The sequence below is a fragment of the Aeromonas sp. WP2-W18-CRE-05 genome, assembly GCF_014168615.1.
GTDB lineage: Bacteria > Pseudomonadota > Gammaproteobacteria > Enterobacterales > Aeromonadaceae > Aeromonas > Aeromonas caviae.
On record NZ_AP021917.1, the window covers coordinates 2104888 to 2120326 of the forward strand.

A 15439-nucleotide genomic window follows, 5' to 3' on the forward strand; every position below is an offset into this window, starting at 1 on the left:
GCGAACTTTAGCCGCACTACCCCACTGTCAGCGTGACCACGCAGGGTGGGGAGGCGTCATCTGCCTGTTTGTGCAGAAATGCCTGGTTGGAAGCGGTGCCAAAATAGCGATTGGTTATGTTACAATTGCGCGCCATTTTTGACTGAAGATTGACTGGGCATGTTGGATCAGATTCGTATCGTGTTGGTAAACACCTCTCACACCGGCAACATGGGATCCGCGGCGCGGGCCATGAAGACCATGGGACTGACTCAACTGGTGCTGGTCGATCCCCAGGCCCAGCCGGATGAGGAGGCCGTCGCCCTGGCGGCGGGGGCCAGCGATATCCTGGCTCGCGCCCGAATCGTGCCGACCCTGGACGAGGCCATTGCCGACTGTGGTCTGGTCATCGGCACCAGTGCCCGTTCCCGCACCTTGAGCTGGCCCATGCTGGATCCCCGTGAAGCGGGCGAGAAGCTGGTTGCCGAGGGCATGGAGCACCCGGTCGCGCTGGTGTTTGGCCGTGAACGCACCGGCCTCACCAATGACGAACTGCAAAAATGCCACTTCCATGTGGCCATTCCCGCCAATCCAGAATACAGCTCCCTCAATCTGGCCATGGCAGTGCAGACCCTTTGTTACGAGGTGCGGATGCGCTGGCTGGAAGTACAGAACCAGGAGCCGGAGGATGAGCGGGTCGAGTACCCCAGCGCCCAGCAACTGGAAGGGTTTTATCAGCATCTGGAGCAGACGTTGCAAAAGACGGGATTCATTGCCGATGACCACCCAGGCCATGTGATGAGCAAACTGCGTCGTCTGTTCAATCGGGCCAGACCCGAAGCGGTGGAGTTGAACATCCTGCGGGGCATTCTCACCTCTGTCCAGAAGTCCAGGGCACAGGATTAATCCCGACTGATTTACTCAAGCATATACTTGACTGATTTAGTCGGGTATGTGACCATATGCCACATATTGATTGGTTCGCAAGACGGTAAGGCATATGAGACTGACCTCAAAAGGACGTTACGCGGTGACAGCCATGCTCGACGTGGCGTTGCATGCAGAGCAGGGGCCCGTGCCCCTGGCTGATATTTCAGAGCGCCAGGGCATCTCCTTGTCCTATCTGGAACAACTGTTTGCTCGTCTGCGCAAACATGGTCTGGTGAGCAGCGTACGTGGCCCCGGTGGCGGCTATCGCCTCGGTCTGGCCCCTGGCGAGATTTCGGTCGGTCAGGTGATCACCGCGGTCGATGAATCGGTCGATGCGACCAAGTGCCTCGGCAAAGGGGGCTGCCACGGTGGTACCCAGTGCCTGACCCACTCCTTGTGGCGGGATCTGAGCGAACGCATCTCCAGTTTCCTGGGGGATATCACCCTGGCCGAGCTGGTTGGTCAGGCCGATGTGCGCCGTATCGCCGGCAAGCAAGATGAACAAATGAAGACCGTGTTGTCCCTGGTTGATCGGGCCGAACGCGGTGATGTGAGCTTGAAAGTCCAACTATAAACGTGCTTTCCACGACGAGTCGCTGTGTGACCCCGTCGTAACGGAGAAAAAGATGAAACTGCCTATTTACCTTGATTATTCGGCAACCTGTCCGGTGGACCCGCGTGTCGCAGAAAAAATGATGCAGTGCCTCACCATGGACGGCCTGTTCGGCAACCCAGCCTCCCGTTCCCACCGTTTCGGCTGGCAGGCCGAAGAGGCGGTGGATCTGGCCCGTAATCAAGTGGCAGAGTTGATCGGCGCGGATCCGCGCGAGATCGTCTTTACCTCCGGTGCGACCGAGTCCAACAACCTGGCCATCAAGGGCATTGCCCATTTCTACGCCGGCAAGGGCAAGCACATCGTCACCTCCAAGACCGAGCACAAAGCTGTGCTGGATACCTGCCGCCAACTGGAGCGTGAAGGCTATGAGGTGACCTACCTCGAGCCCATGCCCAACGGCCTGTTCACTCTTGAGCAGATCGAAGGCGCCCTGCGTGATGACACCATCCTGGTCAGCATCATGCACGCCAATAACGAGATCGGGGTGGTGCAAGACATCGCTGCCATCGGCGAGCTGTGCCGTTCCCGCAAGATCCTGCTGCACGTGGACGCCGTCCAGAGCGTGGGCAAGATCCCGGTCGACGTGGAAGCACTCAAGGTTGATCTGCTCTCCATGTCCGCCCACAAGGTATACGGCCCGAAAGGCATTGGCGCCCTGTATGTGCGCCGCAAGCCCCGTGTTCGTCTGGAAGCCCAGATGCACGGCGGTGGCCACGAGCGCGGCATGCGCTCCGGTACCCTGGCAACCCACCAGATCGTCGGCATGGGGGAAGCCTTCCGCATCGCCAAGGAAGAGATGGCGAGCGAGAGCCAGCACATCATGGCCCTGCGCCAGCGTCTGTGGGATGGCATCAAGAACATCGAAGAAGTCTATATCAACGGGGATCTGGACCAGCGTGTACCGGGTAACCTGAACGTCAGCTTCGCCTATGTGGAAGGGGAATCCCTCATCATGGCACTGAAGGATCTGGCGGTCTCTTCCGGTTCTGCCTGTACCTCGGCCAGCCTGGAACCTTCCTACGTGCTGCGCGCCCTGGGTCTGAACGACGAGCTGGCACACAGCTCCATCCGTTTCAGCATCGGTCGCTTCACCACCGAAGAAGAGATCGACTACGCAATCAAGCTCATCTGCGACTCCATCGGTCGTCTGCGCGAGATGTCCCCCCTGTGGGAGATGTTCAAGGATGGCGTCGATCTGAACACGGTCGAATGGGCACATCACTGATCCTTGCCAGCATGGCAAGGGTCTGGTGAACAACGGAATTAGCAGGAGTTAGATATGGCTTACAGTGAAAAAGTAATCGACCACTACGAGAATCCCCGCAACGTCGGTGGTTTTGACAAGAACGATCCCAGCGTCGCCACCGGCATGGTCGGTGCACCGGCCTGTGGTGACGTCATGAAGCTGCAACTGAAGATCAGCGACGATGGCATCATCGAAGATGCCAAGTTCAAGACCTACGGCTGTGGTTCCGCCATCGCCTCCAGCTCCCTGGTGACCGAGTGGGTCAAGGGCAAGACCCTGGACGAAGCGGCCGGTATCAAGAACACCGACATCGCCGAAGAGCTGGCGCTGCCGCCGGTGAAGATCCACTGCTCCATTCTGGCGGAGGATGCCATCAAGGCCGCCATCGCCGATTACAAGCAGAAGAAAGGTCTTTAAGGTCCGGAGAGCAGTATGGCCATAACCATGACAGATGCCGCAGCGGCGCGGGTTTCCTCCTTCATGATCAACCGGGGCAAGGGCATCGGCCTGCGCCTCGGCGTCAAGACGACCGGCTGTTCTGGCCTTGCCTATGTGCTCGAGTTCGTGGATGAGCTGGCTGCCGAGGATCAGGTGTTCGAGCAGAAAGGCGTCAAGATCATCGTGGATGCCAAGAGCCTGATCCACCTGGATGGCACCGAGCTGGACTTCGTGAAGGAAGGCCTCAACGAGGGCTTCCAGTTCAACAACCCGAATGCCAAGGGCGAATGTGGTTGTGGCGAAAGCTTCAGCGTGTAAGTGGTTCGATTGACTGATCGCCCATGTTTGCAACGCCTCGCAGCCCCAAGGGTGAGCCCTGTTGCGGCGAGTCTCTTGTGATCAACACCTTGCTCATCAACACAGTGGTGTGGACGCCAGTCCATGCCACTGCTTTCAAGTTCAAGACGAGTGTGGTTGCACTCCCAGCGCTATTGTCTGAGGACGAAGGATGAATCATTTCGAGCTGTTCGGGCTGGCTGAGGGCTTCGAGCTCGATACTCGCCAACTGGCTGACACCTATCGTCAGCTGCAGACCCAGTTCCATCCCGATCGTTTTGCGACAGCCCCCGAGCGGGAGCAGCTTGCTGCCGTGCAGCGTGCTGCCCAGATCAACGATGCGTTTACCACCCTCAAGGCCCCCTTGCGCCGAGCCGAGTATCTGCTCTCCTTGCGGGGCACCGATATTCGCGGCGAGCAGCAGACACTGCAAGATCCTGCCTTTCTGATGCAACAGCTGGAGTGGCGAGAGCGGCTGGCTGATCTCAAGGGCGACGCCGACCCTGAGGGGGCCATCAAGGATTTTCGCCAGGAGATCAGGCATGATCACCAGGCGTTGATGCAACGGCTGACCGACTCTCTCACCAGGGGTGAGGATCTGCAGGCGGCGGATTGCGTTCGCAAGCTCAAATTTGTCGACAAGCTCCTCGAGGAGCTGGAACGATTCGAAGACTCGCTGTTCGAGTCTTGACCCTCTAACGCAGGAATTGTGATTACCCATGGCATTACTGCAAATTGCCGAGCCAGGCCAGAGCGCCGCGCCTCACCAGCATAAACGTGCCGTCGGCATCGATCTTGGCACCACCAACTCCCTGGTCGCCGCCGTGCGCAGCGGCCAGGCCGACACCCTCTGTGACGAGCAGGGGCGTGATCTGCTGCCTTCCGTGGTCCATTACCAGGCCGATACCATCCGGGTTGGCTTCGATGCCAAGCGTGAGGCGGCCCTCGATCCCCACAACACCATCGTCTCGGTCAAGCGGATGATGGGCAAGGCGCTGGCCGACATCGATACCCGCCAGCAGCCTTACGAGTTCGTAGCTACCGAGACGGGTATGCCTCAGTTGCGGACCCGCCAGGGGCTGGTCAATCCGGTGCAGGTCTCGGCCGAGATCCTGAAAAAACTGGCCGAGCGCGGTGCCGCGTCCCTCGGGGGAGACCTCGACGGCGTGGTCATCACGGTGCCCGCCTATTTTGACGATGCCCAGCGTCAGGGCACCAAGGACGCGGCCAGACTGGCCGGTCTGCATGTGCTGCGGTTGCTCAACGAACCCACGGCGGCCGCGATCGCCTATGGCCTCGACTCCGGTCAGGAAGGGGTGATCGCCGTCTATGACCTGGGTGGCGGAACCTTCGATATCTCCATCCTGCGCCTGCATCGCGGGGTGTTTGAGGTGATGGCCACCGGCGGCGACTCGGCACTCGGTGGTGACGATTTCGACCATCTGCTGGCGGACTGGCTCAAAGAGCAAGCCGGGTTGTCCGGTCAGCTCGATGCCCGTACCCAGCGCGAGTTGCTGGATGCGGCGGCCAGCATCAAGCACGGCCTCACCGATGCCGATGCCGTTGCCTGCACCTTTGCCGGCTGGCAGGGTACCGTCACCCGCAGCCAGTTTGACGAGCTGATCCAGCCCCTGGTCAAGCGCACCCTGCAGGCCTGTCGGCGCGCCCTGCGCGATGCGGGTCTCGAGCAGGAAGAGGTACTGGAAGTGGTGATGGTCGGTGGCTCGACCCGGGTGCCGCTGGTGCGCGAGCGGGTGGGCGAGTTCTTCGGCCGCACCCCCTTGACCAGCATTGACCCTGACAAGGTGGTGGCCATCGGTGCCGCCATCCAGGCCGACATCCTGGTGGGCAACAAGCCCGACGCCGAGATGCTGCTGCTGGACGTCATCCCGCTTTCCCTCGGTCTTGAGACCATGGGCGGCCTCGCCGAGAAGGTGATCCCGCGCAATACCACCATTCCGGTGGCCCGCGCCCAGGAGTTCACCACCTTCAAGGATGGCCAGACCGCGATGGCCATCCACGTGGTGCAGGGGGAGCGCGAGCTGGTGGCGGATTGCCGCTCCCTGGCCCGCTTCACCCTGACCGGCATTCCGCCCATGGCGGCCGGCGCCGCCCACATTCGCGTCACCTTCCAGGTGGATGCGGACGGTCTGCTGTCGGTCAGCGCCATGGAGAAATCCTCCGGCGTGCAGGCCGAGATCCAGGTCAAGCCCTCCTACGGGCTGGGGGAAGATGACATCCTCAACATGCTGAGCGCCTCCATCGCCAATGCCCAGCAGGACATGGACGCCCGCATGTTGGCGGAGCAACAGGTCGAGGCCGACCGGGTGGTCGAGAGTCTCAACGCCGCCCTGGCCGCCGATGGCGAGGCCTTATTGAGCCCCGCCGAGCGGGCCGAGCTGGATGCCGCCATCGCCCATCTGCTGACCATGCGCAGCACGGGCACCACCAACCAGATCAAAGAGGCCATCGAGGCAGCGGACGCTGCCAGTGGCGAATTTGCAGCCCGCCGGATGGATGCCTCCATCCGCAAGGTGCTGACCGGACAAAACGTCAACAAGGTGTGATATGCCAAAACTGATTATTCTGCCCCATCCCGAGCTCTGTCCGGACGGCGCGGCCCTCGAAGGTGCGACCGGTGAAACCATTCTGGACATCGCGCTGCGCAACGGCATCGAGATCGAGCACGCCTGCGAGAAGTCCTGTGCTTGTACTACCTGCCACTGCGTGGTGCGGGAAGGGTTCGACTCCCTCGAGCCGAGCGACGAGCTGGAAGACGACATGCTGGACAAGGCGTGGGGGCTGGAGCCGGAATCCCGTCTCAGCTGCCAGGCCAGACTGGCGGACGAGGATCTGGTGGTGGAACTGCCCAAGTACACCCTGAATCTGGCGTCCGAGCGCCACTGATGACCCCTTAATTACACATGAGTGAATTGCGCGTGCAGCATCTCATGGTGCAGTAATGATATGGTGAAGGCCGTGACCCTTGAGGGAGCGGCCTTTTTTGTGCCCGTGATTTCCCTATTCGTTGATGAAAGTGCCAATAAAAAGGAAGCAAGAGAACATGGCTGACATGATGAACGTAAGGTTGTCGTCCCAGGCTGCCGCCGCCCAGTGGGGTGAGGGTGCCCTGCTCAGTTTCAACGGGGACGAGGCCCATCTCCATCTGGCCGCTGGCCAGGAGAAGGAGGCGCTGCGCGCCATCCAGCGCGGGGCCAGACGCCTCGAGTCGAGCGGCATCAAGCGCATCAAGCTGGTGGGCGAGGGGTGGAATGGGGAGCGTCGTTACGCCTTTGCCCAGGGCTTCTATGCCGCCAAGGGGGTTCGCGAGCTCGATCTTGGTGAACAGAGCGAGCAGGAAGCGGCCGAACTCGCCGCCTTGCTCAAAGCGACCCACTGGGTGCGCGAGGTGACCAACGGCTGCCCGGAAGCCATCTACCCCATGAGCCTGGCGGAGTCCGCTCTGCTGCTCATTCGCAGCCTCGGCGGTGACAAGGTGACCGCCCGCATCACCGCTGGCGAAGCCTTGCGTGAATCGGGTCATATCGGGATCTGGTCGGTGGGCCGTGGCAGCGAGCGCGAGCCGGTGCTGCTGGAGCTCGACTACAACCCGACCGGGGATGCCAACGCCCCCGTGGTCGCGGCGCTGGTGGGCAAGGGGATCACCTTCGATTCCGGCGGCTACTCCATGAAGTCCTCCGACAACATGCTGCCGATGAAGTCCGACATGGGCGGCGCCGCCATGGTGACCGGCGCCCTGGCGCTGGCCATCAGCCGTGGCCTGAACAAGCGGGTCAAGCTCATCCTCTGCTGCGCCGAGAACCTGGTCTCCGGCCACGCCTTCAAGCTCGGCGACATCCTCACCTATCGCAACGGCATCTCGGTCGAGATCCAGAATACCGACGCGGAAGGTCGCCTGGTGCTGGCAGACGGCCTGCTGGCCGCCAGCGAAAGCGGGGCTGCCTACATCCTCGACGCTGCCACCCTGACCGGCGCCGCCAAGACAGCGCTGGGCCGCGACTACAATGCCGTGTTTGCCCTCGATGAGGCGGAGCAGGTGCGCGCGCTGGCTGCCGCCAACGCCGAAAACGAGAAGGCCTGGCCGCTGCCGCTCGAACCCTGGCACGCAGGCCAGCTCACCTCGGCCTTTGCCGAGCTGGGCAACGTGGCGTCCGCCGAAGGCACTGCCGGTGCCACCACCGCAGCGGCGTTCCTGTCGCGCTTTGTCCGTGACGAAGGCAAGGGCTGGGTGCACCTGGATCTGGCCGCTTCCTATCAGAAGTCGGGCAATGATCTCTGGGCGACCGGTGCCAAGGGCCATGGTCTTCGCACGATTGCCCGCTGGTTGCAGGAGGTGTGCGCATGAACGTCTGGTTGAGCCGAGAGTTTGCACCGGCCGAGTGGGGGGAGGGGGCACTGCTCTCCCACCGTGCCGACGGCATGGTGATCCATCTGGTGAGCGCCACTCCCTTGCTGGATATCCAGCAGGCGGCGCGGCGCCTGTGCAGCCAGGGGATCCAGCAGGTGGTCCTGGCTGGCCACTGGGAGCGGGAGCAGCAGTGGGCCTTTGCCCAGGGGCTGCAGACGCCCAAGGCGGAAGTGGGGTTGCAGTGGGCCACTTCGTCCGAGGAGGACAGGGAGGAACTGGAGGCGCGCTGGCTGTGCGGGCGTTGGGTGCGGGAGATGACCAACGCCACCCCGGAGCAGCTGGGGCCGCTGGAGTTGGCGGTCGAAGCCGCTGCCTTCCTCACCGAGCTGGCACCGGACCGGATCAGCCATCGCATCCTCAAGGGAGAGGCGCTGCAACAGGCGGGCTGGGTCGGTCTCTATCAAGTGGGGCGTGGCAGTGACCGCGAGCCCGTGATGCTGGAGCTGGATTTCAATCCGGGCAAGGATCCCAAGGCGCCGGTAGCGGCCGCCCTGGTGGGCAAGGGGATCACCTTCGATTCCGGCGGCTACTCCATGAAGACCTCCCAGGGCATGCTGACCATGAAACACGACATGGGCGGCGCAGCCATCGTCACCGGCGCGCTGGCGCTGGCCATTCTGCGTGGCCTCGACAAGCGGGTGAAGCTCATCCTCTGCTGCGCCGAGAACCTGGTATCCGGCCATGCCTACAAGCTGGGTGACATCCTCACCTACAAGAACGGCACCACGGTGGAGGTGGTCAATACCGACGCCGAAGGGCGTCTGATCCTGGCCGACGGCTTGCAACTGGCCGGCGAGTCTGGTGCGCCGCTCATCATCGACGCTGCCACCCTCACCGGGGCGGCCGTGATGGCGCTGGGGGGGCGTTACAACGCCCTGTTTGGTCTGGACAAGGGGCTGGTGAGCCGCGCCATGGCCTATTCGGATGCGGAGCAGGAGCCAGCATGGCCGCTGCCGCTGGAGCCCTGGCATCGCCAGCAGTGCCCGTCCCACTATGCCGACACCGCCAACAGCCGCCCCGTGCCGGGCGGCGGACCGGGGGGGGCCTCCAATGCGGCAGGCTTCCTCTCCCGCTTTGTCCCTGATGAGGGAAGAGGCTGGCTGCATGTCGATCTCGCCGCCTGCTTCAGCGAAAACGGCGACAGTCTGTGGGCGCCCGGGGCCAATACCCTGGGGATGCGCACCATCGCCCATACCCTGCTGGCGGAGACGCGCTGAGTCAGTGAGCGGCATCACAAGGGCACCTCAGGGTGCCCTTTCCAGTGCTGCTTTGCTGAGCAATTAATACGGTTTTGAGGCATTAGCATGCCGATCGTGCGCAAGCGCACATTTTTTCTCTCTGCCCTGGCACAAGATGAGTCACCATGTTGTTTCAAGGATTCTTTTGTTTAACAAAAAGTTGATTTTTTGTGTGTTATTTCGTTTTTTGTTTACGTATAATCGCCGCCGAACATGGATTCCTACAATAAAACTCTGTAGTTAAGGAAAGAACTCAATGGCTATCGAACGTACCTTCTCCATCGTCAAGCCGGATGCGGTCAGCAAGAACCTGATTGGTGCCATTTACAGCCGCTTCGAAAGCGCCGGCCTGAAAGTGGTTGCCGCCAAGATGCTGCACCTGACCAGCGAACAGGCCGCCGGTTTCTACGCCGAGCACCAGGGCAAGCCGTTTTATGATGGTCTGGTCGGCTTCATGACCTCTGGCCCCGTCATGGTACAGGTGCTGGAAGGTGAAGACGCCATCCGCCGTCACCGTGAAATCATGGGCGCCACTAACCCGAAAGAGGCCCTGGCCGGCACCCTGCGCGCCTGCTACGCCGAGAGCATCGATCGCAACGCCGTCCACGGCTCCGATGCCCCGGCCTCTGCCGCCCGTGAAATCGCCTACTTCTTCTCCGACGACGAGATCTGCCCGCGCGGCTGATGTTGTCTGCTGGTGACCAAGGGAGCTTCGGCTCCCTTTTGTTTTTTGGTCATCCAGCCAATATCCACTTATTCTCCAGGTGGAAAGCCAGACCCATTATTTGTACAATGCCGCCCCCTGACGTAGGTCAGCCGATAATTTATGAAGTGTGTGAGCTGAGGCCCCTGATGAGCGAAACAAAAACCAACCTGCTGGATCTCGACCGGGATGCCATGCGTGCCTTCTTCGTCGAGTTGGGCGAGAAGCCGTTCCGGGCAGACCAGATAATGAAGTGGATCTATCACTTCGGTTGTGATGATTTCGATCAGATGAGCAACGTCAACAAGGCGCTGCGCGAGCGGCTCAAGGCCATTGCCGAGATCCGTGCCCCCGAGATCAGCCGTGAACAGCGCTCCGCCGATGGCACCATCAAATGGGCGCTGCAGGTGGGCGATCAGGAGGTGGAGACCGTCTACATTCCGGAAGCGGACCGCGCGACCCTGTGCGTCTCCTCCCAGGTGGGCTGCGCCCTGGCCTGTACCTTCTGCTCCACCGCCCAGCAAGGGTTCAACCGCAACCTGAAAGTCTCCGAGATCATCGGCCAGGTGTGGCGTGCCGCCAAAGTGGTGGGCGGCAAGCGCCCCATCACCAACGTGGTGATGATGGGCATGGGTGAGCCGCTGCTCAACCTCGCCAACGTGGTACCGGCCATGAAGCTGATGATGGATGACTTCGGCTTCAGCATCTCCAAGCGCCGCGTCACTCTCTCCACCTCCGGTGTGGTGCCGGCGCTGGATATGCTGGGGGACCAGATCGACGTTGCCCTGGCCATCTCTCTGCATGCGCCGAACGACCAGTTGCGTTCCGAGATCATGCCGATCAACGACAAGTACAACATCGAGTCCTTCCTTGCCGGTGTACGCCGCTATCTGGCCAAGTCCAACGCCAACGGCGGCCGGGTGACCGTGGAGTATGTGTTGCTCGACCACATCAACGACGACATGCAGCATGCCCATGAGCTGGCCAAGGTCCTCAAGGAAACCCCTTGCAAGATCAACCTGATCCCGTTCAACCCCTTCCCGGGCAACCCGTTTGGCAAGCCGAGCAACAGCCGTATCGACCGTTTCTCCAAGGTGCTGATGGAATACGGCCTGACCGTCATCGTGCGCAAGACCCGTGGTGACGACATCGACGCCGCCTGTGGGCAGCTGGTGGGGGAGGTGATCGACCGCACCAAGCGCACCATGAAAAATCGGATGCAACAGGATGGGATTTCCGTCAAAATGGTTTAACTCCTAAGCCATTGTATAGACAGGAAATGGATATCCGTACATTGATCGTAGTGGCAGCGCTCTGTGCGCTGCCAGGCTGTGTCACAGAGACCACTTACGCTGGCCAGAATTCGACCCAGCGTGAAGTGGGTCCCGACCTCAAGGCTGCCGCCCAGACTCGTCTCGATCTGGGTATCCAGTATCTGCGCCAGGGCAATGCCGAGCAGGCCAAATTCAACCTCGACCGCGCCCTTCAGTACGATCCCAATAATCCTCAGGTCTACATCGGTTTTGCCTATTTCTACCAGCAGGTGTCGGATTTCAAGGCCGCCGAGGCGAGCTACAAGAAAGCGCTGGCCATGGATCCGTCCAATGCTGACGCGATGAACAACTATGGCGCCTTCCTCTGCAACCGTGGCCGCTTCGACGAAGCGGAAAAGGCGTTCTTGCAGGCCGTCAGTCAGCCCGATTACGTGAAGATCGCCGATACCTACGAGAATGCGGCGCTCTGCTCGATGCAAAATCACAGAAATGACAAGGCTGGCGAGTATTATCGTCTGGCCTTGGGGTATAATCCCCGCAATCCTAGGTTATTGCTGGACATGGCCGAGCTTTCCATGAAAGATGGCAAGCTTCCTGATGTCCAGTCTTACCTCGCGCGCTTTGCCGATGTGGCAGAGGAGAACGAGGAGAGCCTCTGGCTCCGGCTGCGGCTGGCCCAGGCCATGGACAAACCGGCATTACTTCACCAATTCGGGACTGAGCTGGTAAGGCAATATCCCACTTCGCAACAAGCCAAGCGTTACTTAGCCAATGACTACTGAACAGCCACACGATTTCCAAGACGACTCCCAGGCAGCGGGCCCAGGCCAGCTGCTGCGCAACGCCCGTGAACAGCTCGGCTGGACCCGGGAACAGGTTGCGTCCCGCATTCACCTTCGTCTGACCCTGATCGCCGCCATCGAAGCGGATACCTATGACAAGCACACGTCCCATACCTTCATTCGTGGCTATCTGCGGGCCTATGCCAAGCTCGTGGGCATCCCCGAGGAGACCATCCTCGCCGCCTACGAGAAGCTGGGACTGACCCCCCCAGACAACATCGACATGCAGAGCTTCTCCCGTCGCTCCCGCCAGCAGGCCAATGACAGCCGGCTCAAGGTGGTGACCTGGCTTGTGATCCTGGTGCTGATCGGGCTCTCCGTCGCCTGGTGGTGGCAGAGCACGGCGCGCCGCTCCGCCGGTGACGACGCCCTGGCGGCGACCGAGATGAGCGCGACCGTCAATACACCGGAATCGAATGTTGCCCCCGCCGTGGAGGTCGCCGAGCCCGTGCTGCCCGCAGCGTCCGATGCCGTGTCCACTCAGGTTGTGGTGAGCGGTGCCACCGCGACCCTGCCTGTGGTCGCTACGGATGCCAGCGCAGCCGTCCCGACGGACGTTTCCGGTGCGGTCTCGACTGCCGAGAGCACGGCCACCGAGCCCGCCAAGGCGCCCCAGCTCAAGATGAGCTTCACCGCCGATTGCTGGCTGGACGTCAAGGATGCCAACGGCAAGACCCTGTTCAGCGGTCTGAAGAAGGCGAACGACGAACTGGTACTGGAAGGACCCGAGCCACTCAGATTCATCATTGGCGCGCCCATGGCGGTCAATCTCGAATATCAGGGCAAGTCCTTCGACATGAGCCGTTACAACAACGGCCGGACTGCCCGCTTCTCACTGCCGCAGGAGTAATCAGTCCGCCATGTCTGTTCACGAAAAGCCCGCACACGAATCACCCATCGTTCGTCGCAAATCCAGACAGATCATGGTCGGCAACGTGCCGGTTGGGGGCGATGCCCCCATCACGGTACAGACCATGACCAACACCAAGACCACGGACGTGGCCGCTACCGTCGAGCAGATCCAGCGGATCGAGCGGGTCGGCGCCGACATCGTCCGGGTCTCCGTCCCCACCATGGAGGCGGCGGAAGCGTTCAAGCTCATCAAGCAGCAGACCCGCATCCCCATCGTGGCCGACATCCACTTCGACTACCGCATCGCCCTCAAAGTGGCCGAGTACGGGGCCGACTGCCTGCGCATCAACCCGGGCAACATCGGCAACGAAGAGCGGGTGCGTGCAGTGGTGGATTGCGCCCGTCACTACAACATCCCCATCCGGATCGGCGTCAACGGCGGTTCCCTTGAGCGTGATCTCCAGGAGAAATACGGCGAGCCGACCCCGGAGGCGCTGCTGGAGTCCGCCATGCGCCACGTGGATTACCTGGATCGCCTCGACTTCCAGAACTTCAAGGTGAGCGTCAAGGCGTCCGATGTCTTCCTGGCGGTCGGTGCCTATCGCCTGCTGGCCAAGCAGATCGATCAACCCCTGCATCTGGGCATCACGGAAGCGGGCGGTTTTCGCGCCGGCGCGGTCAAGTCCGCCATCGGCCTTGGCATGTTGCTGAGCGAAGGGATTGGCGACACCCTGCGCATCTCCCTGGCCGCCGATCCGGTGGAAGAGATGAAGGTGGGCTTCGACATCCTCAAATCCCTGCGCATCCGTTCCCGCGGCATCAACTTCATCGCCTGTCCCTCCTGCTCCCGTCAGGAGTTCGACGTCATCGGCACGGTCAATGCCCTGGAAGAGCGGCTCGAAGACATCATCACCCCGATGGATGTCTCCATCATCGGCTGTGTGGTGAACGGTCCGGGGGAGGCGCTGGTTTCCGATCTCGGCCTTGCGGGCGCCGCCAACAAGAGTGCCTTCTACGAGGGGGGCCAGCGGGTCGACCGGCTCGACAACAAGGATTTGATCCCGACTCTGGAGCGTCGCATCCGTGCCCGGGCCGCCATGCTGGATCCGGCCAACCAGATCCAGGTGGACAAAGGTTGAACCATGACGGGGCCACCTGGGGTGGCCCCGGCTTTAGGTTGTTGATTTTACATCCCGCATCCGGGCACCCGATTTTACCTCGGGGTCGAAAATCCCTATAATGCGGCCAAATTTTACCTCTTTTTCTCGAGTATCAACGTGGCAAAACAGATCCAAGCTATTCGCGGTATGAATGATTGCCTGCCGGAGCAGAGCCCGGTATGGCAGAAAGTAGAACAGATCCTGCGCCAGGTCGTGGCCAGCTATGGCTACAGCGAAGTGCGCATGCCCATCGTCGAGCAGACCCATCTGTTCAAGCGTGCCATCGGTGAAGTGACCGACGTGGTCGAAAAAGAGATGTACACCTTTGAAGACCGCAACGGCGACAGCCTGAGCCTGCGTCCGGAAGGGACCGCCAGTTGCGTGCGTGCCGGCATCGAGCACGGTCTGCTTTACAACCAGGAACGCCGGATGTGGTACATGGGCCCCATGTTCCGTCACGAGCGTCCCCAGAAAGGTCGCTATCGCCAGTTCCACCAGTTCGGGGTCGAGCTGTTCGGCATCAACGGGCCGGACATCGATGCCGAGCTCATCATGTTGACCCACCGCCTGTGGCGTCTGTTCGGCATCAGCGATCACGTGACCCTGCAGCTCAACACCCTTGGTCAGAGCAGCGAACGTGCCGCCTATCGCGATGCGCTGGTGGCCTATCTGGAGCAGTACAAGGAGCAGCTGGACGAAGAGAGCCAGCGCCGCATGTACAGCAACCCCCTGCGGGTGCTCGACTCCAAAGACGAAAAAGTGCAGGCCATCCTGTCGGGTGCCCCCCGTCTGTTCGACCACCTGGGCGAAGAGAGCCTGGCTCACTTTGAAGGGCTCAAGCGCCTGCTCACGGCGGCCGGCATCCAGTTCGAGGTGAACGAGCGTCTGGTGCGCGGCCTCGACTACTACAACCTCACCGTGTTCGAGTGGGTGACCAACAGCCTGGGGGCCCAGGGCACCGTCTGTGCCGGTGGTCGCTACGACGGACTGGTGGAGCAGCTCGGTGGCCAGCCGACCCCGGCGGTGGGTTTCGCCATGGGCATGGAGCGTCTGGTGCTGATGCTTGAAACCCTCGAGCTCAATGCTGACATCCGCCCGGCGGTGGATGTCTATCTCTGCATGGTGGGTGAGGGGACCGAGCAGGCTGGCTTTGCCCTGGCCGAGCGCCTGCGCGATGCCCTGCCGGACTTGCGCCTCATGAGCCACTGCGGCGGCGGCAACTTCAAGAAACAACTCAAGCGTGCCGACAAGAGCGGCGCGGCCATTGCCCTGATCCTTGGGGAGACCGAGGTGCAAAGCGGGGAGATCACCATCAAATATCTGCGTGGCCAGGCCGAGCAACAGACCGTCTCGGTCGATGCCGCCATCGCCCTGCTGGCAGCGAAAGGAGAGTAAG

General features: G+C 61.4%; 16 protein-coding genes. All 16 read left to right on the forward strand.

Annotated elements, in window-relative coordinates; translation table 11 throughout:
- The first annotated feature begins 159 nt into the window (after window positions 1-159).
- The gene (trmJ, locus tag H7R73_RS09940) at window positions 160-885 is read left to right on the forward strand and encodes a tRNA (cytosine(32)/uridine(32)-2'-O)-methyltransferase TrmJ (protein WP_042880722.1); all 726 of its coding nucleotides are present in this window, start codon (window positions 160-162) and stop codon (window positions 883-885) included.
- Window positions 886-979: 94 nt separating this feature from the next.
- Window positions 980-1483, forward strand: a complete 504-nt coding sequence (gene iscR, locus H7R73_RS09945; protein WP_025327241.1) for a Fe-S cluster assembly transcriptional regulator IscR — start codon at window positions 980-982, stop codon at window positions 1481-1483.
- Window positions 1484-1535: 52 nt separating this feature from the next.
- Window positions 1536-2750, forward strand: coding sequence for an IscS subfamily cysteine desulfurase (locus H7R73_RS09950; RefSeq protein ID WP_010675060.1), 1215 nt, complete (start codon window positions 1536-1538; stop codon window positions 2748-2750).
- A gap of 54 nt (window positions 2751-2804) precedes the next feature.
- Window positions 2805-3188 (forward strand): Fe-S cluster assembly scaffold IscU, encoded by a 384-nt coding sequence (gene iscU / locus H7R73_RS09955; RefSeq protein WP_010675059.1) that lies wholly within the window; start codon window positions 2805-2807, stop codon window positions 3186-3188.
- A gap of 15 nt (window positions 3189-3203) precedes the next feature.
- Complete coding sequence (iscA, locus tag H7R73_RS09960; RefSeq protein WP_010675058.1) at window positions 3204-3527, forward strand: iron-sulfur cluster assembly protein IscA; 324 nt, start codon at window positions 3204-3206, stop codon at window positions 3525-3527.
- 190 nt (window positions 3528-3717) lie between these two features.
- Window positions 3718-4236 (forward strand): co-chaperone HscB, encoded by a 519-nt coding sequence (gene hscB / locus H7R73_RS09965; RefSeq protein ID WP_010675057.1) that lies wholly within the window; start codon window positions 3718-3720, stop codon window positions 4234-4236.
- 28 nt (window positions 4237-4264) lie between these two features.
- Window positions 4265-6112, forward strand: coding sequence for a Fe-S protein assembly chaperone HscA (gene hscA / locus H7R73_RS09970; RefSeq protein WP_069785159.1), 1848 nt, complete (start codon window positions 4265-4267; stop codon window positions 6110-6112).
- Window position 6113: 1 nt separating this feature from the next.
- A complete protein-coding gene (gene fdx, locus H7R73_RS09975) occupies window positions 6114-6452 on the forward strand; it encodes an ISC system 2Fe-2S type ferredoxin (protein ID WP_005299781.1) in 339 nt (112 codons plus the stop codon).
- Between the two features lie 157 nt (window positions 6453-6609).
- Entirely contained in the window at window positions 6610-7911 is a 1302-nt protein-coding gene (gene pepB, locus H7R73_RS09980) for an aminopeptidase PepB (protein WP_103260282.1), read from the forward strand.
- Window positions 7908-9191, forward strand: coding sequence for an aminopeptidase PepB (pepB, locus tag H7R73_RS09985; RefSeq protein ID WP_041213015.1), 1284 nt, complete (start codon window positions 7908-7910; stop codon window positions 9189-9191). The genes pepB (H7R73_RS09980) and pepB (H7R73_RS09985) overlap by 4 nt, the downstream gene beginning before the upstream one ends.
- Window positions 9192-9468: 277 nt before the next feature.
- Window positions 9469-9897 (forward strand): nucleoside-diphosphate kinase, encoded by a 429-nt coding sequence (gene ndk / locus H7R73_RS09990; RefSeq protein ID WP_010675053.1) that lies wholly within the window; start codon window positions 9469-9471, stop codon window positions 9895-9897.
- Window positions 9898-10064: 167 nt separating this feature from the next.
- Entirely contained in the window at window positions 10065-11168 is a 1104-nt protein-coding gene (locus H7R73_RS09995; protein ID WP_041213014.1) for a bifunctional tRNA (adenosine(37)-C2)-methyltransferase TrmG/ribosomal RNA large subunit methyltransferase RlmN, read from the forward strand.
- An 11-nt stretch (window positions 11169-11179) separates the two neighbouring features.
- Window positions 11180-11971, forward strand: a complete 792-nt coding sequence (gene tapF, locus H7R73_RS10000) for a PilW family type IVa pilus biogenesis/stability lipoprotein TapF (protein ID WP_080768047.1) — start codon at window positions 11180-11182, stop codon at window positions 11969-11971.
- Entirely contained in the window at window positions 11961-12881 is a 921-nt protein-coding gene (locus H7R73_RS10005) for a RodZ domain-containing protein (RefSeq protein ID WP_103260281.1), read from the forward strand. Before tapF ends, H7R73_RS10005 begins: the two co-directional genes overlap by 11 nt.
- 10 nt (window positions 12882-12891) lie before the next feature.
- Entirely contained in the window at window positions 12892-14022 is a 1131-nt protein-coding gene (ispG, locus tag H7R73_RS10010) for a flavodoxin-dependent (E)-4-hydroxy-3-methylbut-2-enyl-diphosphate synthase (protein ID WP_103260280.1), read from the forward strand.
- Window positions 14023-14160: 138 nt separating this feature from the next.
- Window positions 14161-15438, forward strand: coding sequence for a histidine--tRNA ligase (gene hisS / locus H7R73_RS10015; protein ID WP_103260279.1), 1278 nt, complete (start codon window positions 14161-14163; stop codon window positions 15436-15438).
- The last annotated feature ends 1 nt before the right edge of the window (window position 15439 follow it).

Excerpts from the sequence above, each read along its gene's own strand:
- trmJ (WP_042880722.1), top strand. The coding sequence starts at position 160 with ATGTTGGATCAGATTCGTATCGTGTTGGTAAACACCTCTCACACCGGC.
- iscR (WP_025327241.1), top strand. The coding sequence starts at position 980 with ATGAGACTGACCTCAAAAGGACGTTACGCGGTGACAGCCATGCTCGAC.
- H7R73_RS09950 (WP_010675060.1), top strand. The coding sequence starts at position 1,536 with ATGAAACTGCCTATTTACCTTGATTATTCGGCAACCTGTCCGGTGGAC.
- iscU (WP_010675059.1), top strand. The coding sequence starts at position 2,805 with ATGGCTTACAGTGAAAAAGTAATCGACCACTACGAGAATCCCCGCAAC.
- iscA (WP_010675058.1), top strand. The coding sequence starts at position 3,204 with ATGGCCATAACCATGACAGATGCCGCAGCGGCGCGGGTTTCCTCCTTC.
- hscB (WP_010675057.1), top strand. The coding sequence starts at position 3,718 with ATGAATCATTTCGAGCTGTTCGGGCTGGCTGAGGGCTTCGAGCTCGAT.
- hscA (WP_069785159.1), top strand. The coding sequence starts at position 4,265 with ATGGCATTACTGCAAATTGCCGAGCCAGGCCAGAGCGCCGCGCCTCAC.
- fdx (WP_005299781.1), top strand. The coding sequence starts at position 6,114 with ATGCCAAAACTGATTATTCTGCCCCATCCCGAGCTCTGTCCGGACGGC.
- pepB (WP_103260282.1), top strand. The coding sequence starts at position 6,610 with ATGGCTGACATGATGAACGTAAGGTTGTCGTCCCAGGCTGCCGCCGCC.
- pepB (WP_041213015.1), top strand. The coding sequence starts at position 7,908 with ATGAACGTCTGGTTGAGCCGAGAGTTTGCACCGGCCGAGTGGGGGGAG.
- ndk (WP_010675053.1), top strand. The coding sequence starts at position 9,469 with ATGGCTATCGAACGTACCTTCTCCATCGTCAAGCCGGATGCGGTCAGC.
- H7R73_RS09995 (WP_041213014.1), top strand. The coding sequence starts at position 10,065 with ATGAGCGAAACAAAAACCAACCTGCTGGATCTCGACCGGGATGCCATG.
- H7R73_RS10005 (WP_103260281.1), top strand. The coding sequence starts at position 11,961 with ATGACTACTGAACAGCCACACGATTTCCAAGACGACTCCCAGGCAGCG.
- ispG (WP_103260280.1), top strand. The coding sequence starts at position 12,892 with ATGTCTGTTCACGAAAAGCCCGCACACGAATCACCCATCGTTCGTCGC.